At 65.9% G+C, this 8894-nt stretch carries 9 protein-coding genes; 6 read left to right on the top strand and 3 right to left on the bottom strand.

Annotated features, from left to right (window positions below; translation table 11 throughout):
- Both F3H57_RS22705 and parE read right to left on the bottom strand, forming a co-directional pair.
- Positions 1 to 637 (bottom strand): hypothetical protein (locus F3H57_RS22705; RefSeq protein WP_223163200.1); only part of this gene is annotated, 637 nt, incomplete at its 3' end.
- The gene (gene parE / locus F3H57_RS21915; RefSeq protein ID WP_149759040.1) at positions 634 to 2592 is read right to left on the bottom strand and encodes a DNA topoisomerase IV subunit B; all 1959 of its coding nucleotides are present in this window, start codon (positions 2590 to 2592) and stop codon (positions 634 to 636) included. The genes F3H57_RS22705 and parE, both read right to left, overlap by 4 nt.
- Before the next feature lie 136 nt (positions 2593 to 2728).
- On the opposite strand from parE, the gene F3H57_RS21910 reads away from it, so the two are divergent.
- Complete coding sequence (locus F3H57_RS21910; protein WP_149759038.1) at positions 2729 to 2932, top strand: hypothetical protein; 204 nt, start codon at positions 2729 to 2731, stop codon at positions 2930 to 2932.
- A gap of 116 nt (positions 2933 to 3048) precedes the next feature.
- Positions 3049 to 3948, top strand: a complete 900-nt coding sequence (locus F3H57_RS21905) for a DMT family transporter (protein WP_149759036.1) — start codon at positions 3049 to 3051, stop codon at positions 3946 to 3948.
- Here the strand turns inward: F3H57_RS21905 and F3H57_RS21900 are convergent.
- Entirely contained in the window at positions 3921 to 4727 is an 807-nt protein-coding gene (locus F3H57_RS21900) for a putative rhamnosyl transferase (RefSeq protein WP_149759034.1), read from the bottom strand. The two genes, F3H57_RS21905 and F3H57_RS21900, sit on opposite strands and share 28 nt — an antisense overlap.
- Positions 4728 to 5180: 453 nt before the next feature.
- On the opposite strand from F3H57_RS21900, the gene rpsL reads away from it, so the two are divergent.
- The 4 genes from rpsL to F3H57_RS21880 all read left to right on the top strand — a co-directional run.
- Complete coding sequence (gene rpsL / locus F3H57_RS21895; RefSeq protein ID WP_149759032.1) at positions 5181 to 5552, top strand: 30S ribosomal protein S12; 372 nt, start codon at positions 5181 to 5183, stop codon at positions 5550 to 5552.
- Positions 5553 to 5564: 12 nt separating this feature from the next.
- The gene (gene rpsG / locus F3H57_RS21890) at positions 5565 to 6035 is read left to right on the top strand and encodes a 30S ribosomal protein S7 (protein WP_149759030.1); all 471 of its coding nucleotides are present in this window, start codon (positions 5565 to 5567) and stop codon (positions 6033 to 6035) included.
- A 103-nt stretch (positions 6036 to 6138) separates the two neighbouring features.
- Positions 6139 to 8280 (top strand): elongation factor G, encoded by a 2142-nt coding sequence (fusA, locus tag F3H57_RS21885; protein ID WP_149759028.1) that lies wholly within the window; start codon positions 6139 to 6141, stop codon positions 8278 to 8280.
- Between the two features lie 87 nt (positions 8281 to 8367).
- A partial coding sequence (locus tag F3H57_RS21880; protein WP_149759026.1) for a GTP-binding protein occupies positions 8368 to 8894 on the top strand: 527 nt, incomplete at its 3' end.

Below are 8894 nucleotides of genomic sequence, written 5' to 3'. Positions count from 1 at the left end.
CTTGTGCATGGGGGTCCTCCAGTAGGCTTGGAGGTGCAATATTGGCCGTTTCCGGCAAAATGAAGGCGCACCAACACGCTATGCGGACACCGCCTGATTCGTAACTTTTTTCACTAATGACCTCTATTCTGTCATTCCTCGATGTTTCAAACTCAGAACTCTTTTTTCCGCTGCCTTCAAATTCCTTTAAGGCGTTCTTCAAGAACGAGCTTTTCCGATCTATTTGGTAGGATTGACGAATCAACCCGCTGGTCCGCCCTAGTTTGTAATGTTTTACTTGATCTTTGGTAATTCTAAACAATAGGTAGTCTTGCGCGCGTTTCGAGGCGACGGGGTCGACAAATGTATATGTCGCTGACAGTAAACCTTCGTAAACCGTTCTCGCGAGTGGCAAAGCAGTTGGGAGCCTCAGGGACAATTCCCTAACCAGCGGCGCTATCACTGAGACGGTTGCGGCGCAGGAAAGCGCAAGTTTAGAAGAAACACAGTATGGTCTCTGCTTCTCCGAGGATAAATGCTGTGCCAGCAACACTTGCTTCGTTGCGACGCGTATAAGAACCTTTGCAACCGCGTCGATTAAGTCAGCATAGTTATTGGATCTTTCATTAGTGTGACTATCGAACGTGATCGGGCTCAAACATCCAACTCCTCCACAAACCGCGCGTTCTCCTGGATGTACTGGAAGCGCAATTCCGGCTTCTTGCCCATCAGGCGCTCCACGAGGTCGCTCGTCTCGCCCGCGACGTCCTCGTCGATGGTCACGCGGATCAGCGTGCGGGTGGCCGGGTCCATCGTCGTCTCCTTGAGGTCCTTGGCGTCCATCTCGCCGAGGCCCTTGAAGCGCTGGGTCTCGACCTTGCCCTTGCCGCCGAGGCCCTTCGCCAGCCATTCCTCCTTTTCCGCGTCGGAGGCGACGTACATGCGCTTGGCCCCCTGCGTGATGCGGTAGAGCGGCGGGCAGGCGAGGTAGAGGTGGCCGTTGTCGATCAGCGGGCGCATCTGGGAATAGAAGAACGTCATCAGGAGCGAGGCGATGTGCGCGCCGTCGACGTCGGCGTCGCACATGATGATGATCTTGTCGTAGCGCAGGTCGTCGAGGTTGAACTTCGTGCCGAGCCCGACGCCGATCGCCTCGCAGAGGTCGCGGATCTCCGCGTTCTGGCCGAGCTTGGAGGACGCGGCGCCGAGCACGTTGAGGATCTTGCCCCGGAGCGGCAGGAGCGCCTGGAACTCGCGGAAGCGCGCGCCCTTGGCCGAGCCGCCGGCGCTGTCGCCCTCGACGATGAAGATCTCCGTGCCGTCGCGCTGTTTTTGCGTGCAGTCAGTCAGCTTGCCGGGAAGGCGCAGTTTCTTGGTGGCGGACTTGCGCTGCGTCTCCTTCTCCTGCCGGCGGCGGAGGCGTTCCTCAGCGCGCAGGACGAGGAAATCGAGGATGGCGCCGGCGGACTTGGTGTCCGAGGCGAGCCAGTTGTCGAAATGGTCGCGCACCGCGCCCTCGACCAGCTTCGCGGCCTCCGCGGTGGCGAGGCGGTCCTTGGTCTGGCCGACGAATTCGGGCTCCCGGATGAAGCAGGACACCAGCGCGCAGCCGCCTGTGATCAGGTCATCGCGGGTAATCTGCGCGGCCTTCTTGTTGTTCACGAGCTCGCCATAGGCGCGGATGCCCTTGAGGATCGCGGCCCAGAAGCCGGCCTCGTGGGTGCCGCCCTCGGGGGTGGGGACGGTGTTGCAGTAGGATTGCAGGAAGCCGTCGCGCGCCGGCGTCCAGTTGATCGCCCATTCGACCTTGCCCGGCGCGTTGAACTTCTCGCGGAAGTCGACGCGCCCGGCGAAGGGCTGCGCGGCGTAGGTGGTGGCGCCGCCGAGCACCTCGGTCAGGTAGTCCGAGAGACCGCCGGGGAAGTGGAACGTCGCCTCCTTCGGGGTCTCGCCGTCGTCGATGGCGGATTTCCAGCGGATCTCCACCCCCGAGAAAAGGTAGGCCTTGGAGCGCACCATCTTGAACAGGCGCGCGGGGCGGAAACGGTGGGTGCCGAAGATCTCCTCGTCGGCGTGGAAGGTGATGGTGGTACCGCGGCGGTTGGGCGCCTGGCCGACCTTCTCCACCGGGCCGAGCGGCTTGCCGCGGGAGAAGCGCTGCTCCACCAGCTCTCGGTTGCGGGCGACCTGGACGACGAGGCTGTCCGAGAGCGCGTTGACCACCGAGGCGCCCACGCCGTGCAGGCCCCCCGACGTCTCGTAGGCCTTGCCGGAGAACTTGCCGCCGGCGTGGAGCGTGCAGAGGATCACCTCGAGCGCCGACTTGCCGGGGAACTTGGGGTGCGGATCGGTGGGGATGCCGCGGCCGTTGTCGCTGATCGAGACGGAATGGTCGCCGTTCAGCGTCACCTCGATCCGGTTGGCGTGGCCGGCGACGGCCTCGTCCATGGAGTTGTCGAGGATCTCCGCCACCATGTGGTGCAGCGCGCGTTCGTCGGTGCCGCCGATATACATGCCGGGGCGCTTGCGGACGGGTTCGAGCCCTTCCAGCACCTCGATGGAGGACGCATCGTAATCGCCGGGCTCGGCGCCCGAGAGGAGGTCTTCGGCCATGCGCTGCTCTTTTTCTGTCTCGTTGGGTCGGGGGAGTATGGCAGAGCGGCCGGCGTGCGAAAAGGGCGGGCGGGGGCTTGCGGGTTCGGAAATTGCGGTTAGCGTGCAGGTTCGGAGGGATCATCGGGAGGAGACGATGCCGGCTTCGCTTTATACCTACGTGCCGCCGCGGGACACGCGGCTGCCGGTGCCCGGGGCGCCGGCGGGGGTCGCCTGGCAGATGCACAACCCGCGCCGCGGTGGCTGTGTGCGGAGCGGCTGCGGTGGTTTCGAGGAACGTGCCGGCAGCCCGATCTGCGGCGGTTGCGGGCATCACAATCGCGAGCACGATTCCTTCTGAGGGTCGGGATTGCGAGGAGGGGCGGAGCGAGGGGCCAGCCCCTCGCGCTCCCCGGGACATTTTCGGGCAGATGAAGCGGGGGCGGTGCGCCGGCCCGCGGTGGGACGCTGGGGCGGATGACGCGGCTGTCTGACAACGCGCGGGGCGCGGTCCTGATGATGGGGTCGATGGCGGCATTCACCGCCAACGACGCGCTGGTGAAGCGTGCCGGAGAGGCGCTGCCGCTGATGCAGATCTTGGTGATGCGCGGCGTGGTGGCGAGCCTGGCGCTGGCGGCCCTCGCCTGGGCGCTGGGGGCGTTCCGGGTGCGGCCGTCGCCGCGCGACATCGGCCTCGTGGGCTTCCGCAGCCTGATGGAGGTGGGCGCGGCGTTCTTGTTCCTGACCGCGCTGATGAACATGCCGCTCGCGAACGTCACCGCGCTTCTGCAGACGCTGCCGCTGACGGTGACGCTGGCCGGGGCGCTCCTGCTGGGCGAGCCGGTGGGCTGGAAGCGGTGGAGCGCGATCGCGGTGGGCTTCGCGGGGATGCTTCTGATCGTGCGCCCCGGGACGAGCGGGTTCGACGCCTGGTCGGTCTACGCGCTGGTGGCGGTGCTGTTCGTGACCGCGCGCGACCTCGTGGTGCGGCGGATGTCGCCGGGGGTGCCGTCGATCCTGGTGACGCTGTCGGCGTCGGTGGCGGTGACGGTCTTTGCCGCGCTTGCGTCGGTGGGGCAGGGCTGGGCCCAGGTGACTGCGCGCGAGGGGGCACTGGTGCTGGGCGCGGCTGTGCTGGTCAGCGGCGCCTACCTTCTGAGCGTGCTGGTGATGCGGGTGGGCGAGGTCTCCGCCGTGGCGCCGTTCCGCTACACGGGGCTCGTCTGGGCGCTGCTGCTGGGCTGGGTCGTCTTCGGCGACTGGCCGGAGAGCGTGACGCTGGCCGGGGTCGCGCTGATCGCGGCGTCGGGGGTGTTCACGCTGCGACGTGAGCGGCGGCTGCGGCGCCGTCAGCCGGAGAAGATCCGGCGCACGTGATCGGCATCGATCGCGAAGAGGTCGCGGAATCGGGCCTCGCCGGTGGCGTCGAGGCGGGGCAGGGCGACCGGCTTCACATGCGCCTTCTGGCGCGAATCGTTGTGGTCGTTGTGGCCGCGCACGTACATCGCCCGGCCGGAGAAGGTGAGCGTCGGCATGAAGCGCGGCAGCTTCTGGTGGCCGAAATTCATGATCGACTGGCGCACGCCGCCCTGCACCGCCACCGCCTGCGCGACGCCCCAGTAGGGGTGGTGAACCTCCTCTGCCGCGAGGCCGTGCGCGCCCGGTCGGGCGACATAGCCATCGTGCCAGTCGAAGGCGACGAGCCGGTGGCGGGCGAGGAGCGGGGCCACATCCGCGGCGGCCTGCCGCAGCGTTTCCACGAAATCCACCGCCACGGCGTCGTCGTCGTCATGGCGGAACTGCAGGCAGGGGGCCGCGACATAGTCGCGGGCGTCGTTCAGGGCTTCCTGGCACACGGCGCGGTGCGGGCCAGGCGGGCGGGCGACGATGCGCGCCTGCGGCATGCCTTTCACCAGCGCCTCCAGCCGGACGCGGGCGGCATCGGGCATGGCGTCGCCGACAAGGATCACGAAAGTGAAGTCGGGGTCGGTCTGGGCCATGAGGCCCGGCAGGCAGATCGCCTCGAAATGGCGGAATCTTTCCTCCAGCCGTTCAGGGGCGTAGAGATAGGCGATACGGTCCTCGACGCTGGCGTGTTCCACCTGGAAGCCGCCCTCGGCGGGGTAGGAGAACCGGCAGAAACCGATGATCTGCATCGCGGATTGTCCCCTCGCTCCGGGCCCGGCGTGGCCCGCCGCGGCACAGTGGCAGGCGGTCCGGCGCCGGGCAAGGGCGGCCGCGCGGGCGCTGTTGACAAGCTGCGCGACTCTCCATATACGCCCCCCATCCTGACGGGGGAGGTGTCTTTCCCGTCGCCACAACAGCAGTTTCGCAGCGGTCACGATCCGGGCCTCGCGCCCCGATCCTCTGAATGCCCCCGCGTCGTTCCCGAAAGAAAAGGGTCCGATGCGGTTTTTTGCGTCGTCCGCAAGCCGGAGGGCGCTGGGGCAGGATCAGACGGGCCGGCCTGCGTCAAGGGCGGCCCACGGGGGGCTGCGCCAGACGATCAACCGGCCCGCCGCGGACGCGCGGTCAGGCTTTTGCACAATCCGCGACGGGCGAGCGCGCCCTGCGCACACATATGTGAGAATAACGGGGAAAAGACCGGAATGCCCACGATTCAACAGCTGATCCGCAAGCCGCGTCAGCCGAAACCGAAGCGCTCGAAGGCGATCCATCTCGAGCAATGCCCGCAGAAGCGGGGTGTCTGCACGCGCGTCTACACCACCACGCCGAAGAAGCCGAACTCGGCCATGCGGAAGGTGGCCAAGGTGCGTCTGACGAACGGCTACGAGGTGATCAGCTACATTCCGGGCGAGAGCCACAACCTGCAGGAGCACTCCGTGGTCCTGATCCGCGGTGGCCGCGTCAAGGACCTTCCGGGCGTGCGCTATCACATCCTGCGCGGCGTGCTCGACACGCAAGGCGTCAAGAACCGTCGCCAGCGCCGCTCCAAGTACGGCGCCAAGCGTCCGAAGTAAGAGGATAGACAGATGTCCCGTCGCCACTCCGCAGAGAAGCGCGAAATCCTGCCCGACGCCAAGTTCGGCGATCGCGTGCTGACGAAGTTCATGAACAACCTGATGATCGACGGCAAGAAGTCGGTCGCCGAGGGGATCGTGTACAACGCGCTCGACCGCGTCGAGAGCAAGGTGAAGCGCGCGCCGGTGGAGATCTTCCACGAGGCGCTCGACAACATCAAGCCGTCGGTCGAGGTCCGCTCGCGCCGCGTCGGCGGTGCGACCTACCAGGTGCCCGTCGAGGTTCGCCCGGAGCGCCGTGAGGCGTTGGCCATCCGCTGGCTGATCGACGCAAGCCGCAAGCGCAACGAGAACACGATGGAAGAGCGCCTCGCGGGCGAGCTTCTGGACGCGGTGAACTCCCGCGGCTCCGCCGTGAAGAAGCGCGAGGACACCCACAAGATGGCCGACGCCAACAAGGCGTTCAGCCACTACCGCTGGTGATACGGCGCCGGGGCGGCGGGCGATCCGCCCCGCAATGCCGCGCTGCCAGACCAGATAGTCGGCGACGCCTGACCCAACGCAAAGCCACCTGAGGACCGACCCTATGGCCCGCGAATATTCACTCGACCGCTACCGCAACTTCGGGATCATGGCGCATATCGATGCAGGCAAGACCACCTGCACCGAGCGCGTGCTGTTCTACACCGGCAAGTCGCACAAGATCGGCGAAGTCCATGACGGCGCCGCGACGATGGACTGGATGGAGCAGGAGCAGGAGCGCGGGATCACCATCACGTCGGCTGCGACCACGACCTTCTGGTTCCGCACCGAGGACGGCGAGAACCCGACCGGCATCTACGGCGACACGCCGCAGGAAGCCAAGTTCCGCTTCAACATCATCGACACCCCCGGCCACGTCGACTTCACCATCGAGGTGGAGCGTTCGCTGGCCGTGCTCGACGGCGCGATCTGCGTGCTGGACGCCAATGCCGGCGTCGAGCCCCAGACCGAGACCGTGTGGCGCCAGGCCGACCGCTACCACGTGCCGCGCATCGTGTTCGTCAACAAGATGGACAAGATCGGCGCGGATTTCTGGAACTGCGTCAAGATGATCAAGGACCGCACGGGCGCGACGCCGGTGCCGATCCAGATGCCCATCGGGGCCGAGGACAAGCTCGAGGGCATCGTCGACCTCGTGACCATGAAGGAATGGGTCTGGAAGGGTGAGGATCTCGGCGCGAGCTGGGTCATCCAGGACATCCGCGACGATCTCAAGGACCGCGCCGAAGAGATGCGCGCGGAGTTGATCGAGAACGCCGTGGAGCAGGACGACGAGGCCATGGAGGCCTACCTCGAAGGCGTCGAGCCCGACCTGCCGAAACTGCGCGAGCTGATCCGGAAGGGTACTCTGTCGCTGTCCTTCGTGCCGGTGCTCGCGGGATCGGCGTTCAAGAACAAGGGCGTGCAGCCGCTTCTTAACGCGGTGATCGACTACCTGCCGGGCCCGCTCGACGTGCCGCCCTACATGGGCTTTTCGCCCGACGACGAGACCGAGACCCGCAACATCGAGCGCAAGCCCGGTGACGAACAGCCGTTCTCGGGCCTCGCGTTCAAGATCATGAACGACCCGTTCGTCGGTTCGCTGACCTTCACCCGGATCTATTCGGGCCTTCTGGAGAAGGGCGGCACTGTCCTGAACTCCACCAAGGGCAAGAAGGAGCGCATCGGCCGCATGATGATGATGCACTCGAACTCCCGCGAGGAGATCGACTGGGCCGGCTCCGGCGACATCATCGCGCTGGCGGGTCTGAAGGACACGACCACGGGCGACACGCTCTGCGATCCTCAGAAACAGGTTGTCCTGGAAACGATGACCTTCCCGGACCCGGTGATCGAGATCGCCGTGGAACCCAAGACGAAGGCGGACCAGGAGAAGATGTCGGCGGGCCTGCAGCGCCTCGCCGCCGAGGACCCGTCCTTCCGCGTCGAGACCGACCTCGAGTCGGGCCAGACGATCATGAAGGGCATGGGCGAACTTCATCTCGACATCCTCGTCGACCGGCTGAAGCGTGAATTCAAGGTGGAGGCGAACATCGGTGCGCCTCAGGTGGCCTACCGCGAGACCATCTCGCAGCAGATCACCCACACCTACACGCACAAGAAGCAGTCGGGCGGCTCCGGCCAGTTCGCCGAGGTCCAGCTCGAGATCACCCCGACCGAACCGGGCGAGGGCTACTCCTTCGAGAGCCGCATCGTCGGCGGCTCGGTGCCGAAGGAGTACATCCCCGGAGTCGAGAAGGGCATCAAGTCGGTGATGGATTCCGGCCCGCTCGCCGGCTTCCCGGTGATCGACTTCAAGGTCGCGCTGGTGGACGGCAAGTACCACGACGTCGACTCGTCGGTCCTGGCGTTCGAGATCGCCTCCCGCATGTGCATGCGGGAAGGCCTTCGCAAGGCCGGCGCGCAGCTGCTGGAGCCGATGATGAAGGTCGAGGTCGTCTCGCCCGAGGAATATACCGGCTCCGTGATCGGGGATCTTACCTCGCGGCGCGGCCAGGTGACCGGGCAGGATCCGCGCGGCAACGCCGTGGCGATCCACGCCATGGTGCCGCTCGCCAACATGTTCGGCTACATCAACAACCTGCGTTCGATGTCCTCGGGCCGCGCGCAGTTCACGATGCAGTTCGACCATTACAACGCCGTGCCGCAGAACATCTCGGACGAGATCCAGAAGCAGTACGCGTGAACCGGGCGGCGGGCTGAAGCCCGCCCTACCCATGACCCGTAGGCCGGGCTTCAGCCCGGCACCCGTGACAAACAAGGAGCCACCGCCATGGCAAAGGAAAAGTTCGAACGCGGCAAGCCGCACTGCAACATCGGCACCATCGGTCACGTCGACCACGGCAAGACCACGCTGACCGCGGCGATCACCAAGTATTTCGGTGACTTCCGCGCCTACGACCAGATCGACGGCGCGCCCGAAGAGAAGGCCCGCGGGATCACCATCTCGACCGCGCATGTGGAATACGAGACCGAGAACCGCCACTACGCGCACGTGGACTGCCCCGGCCACGCCGACTACGTGAAGAACATGATCACCGGCGCGGCGCAGATGGACGGCGCGATCCTGGTGGTGAACGCGGCCGACGGCCCGATGCCGCAGACGCGCGAGCACATCCTGCTCGGGCGCCAGGTGGGCATCCCGGCGATGGTGGTGTTCCTCAACAAGGTGGACCAGGTCGACGATCCGGAGCTGCTGGAACTCGTGGAGATGGAAGTGCGCGAGCTTCTGTCCGAATACGACTTCCCGGGCGACGACATCCCGATCATCGCGGGCTCGGCTCTCGCGGCGATGGAGGG

It is taken from the genome of Roseivivax sediminis (assembly GCF_900112685.1).
Lineage (GTDB): Bacteria > Pseudomonadota > Alphaproteobacteria > Rhodobacterales > Rhodobacteraceae > Roseivivax > Roseivivax sediminis.
This window is presented reverse-complemented; position numbering and strand designations above follow the sequence as displayed.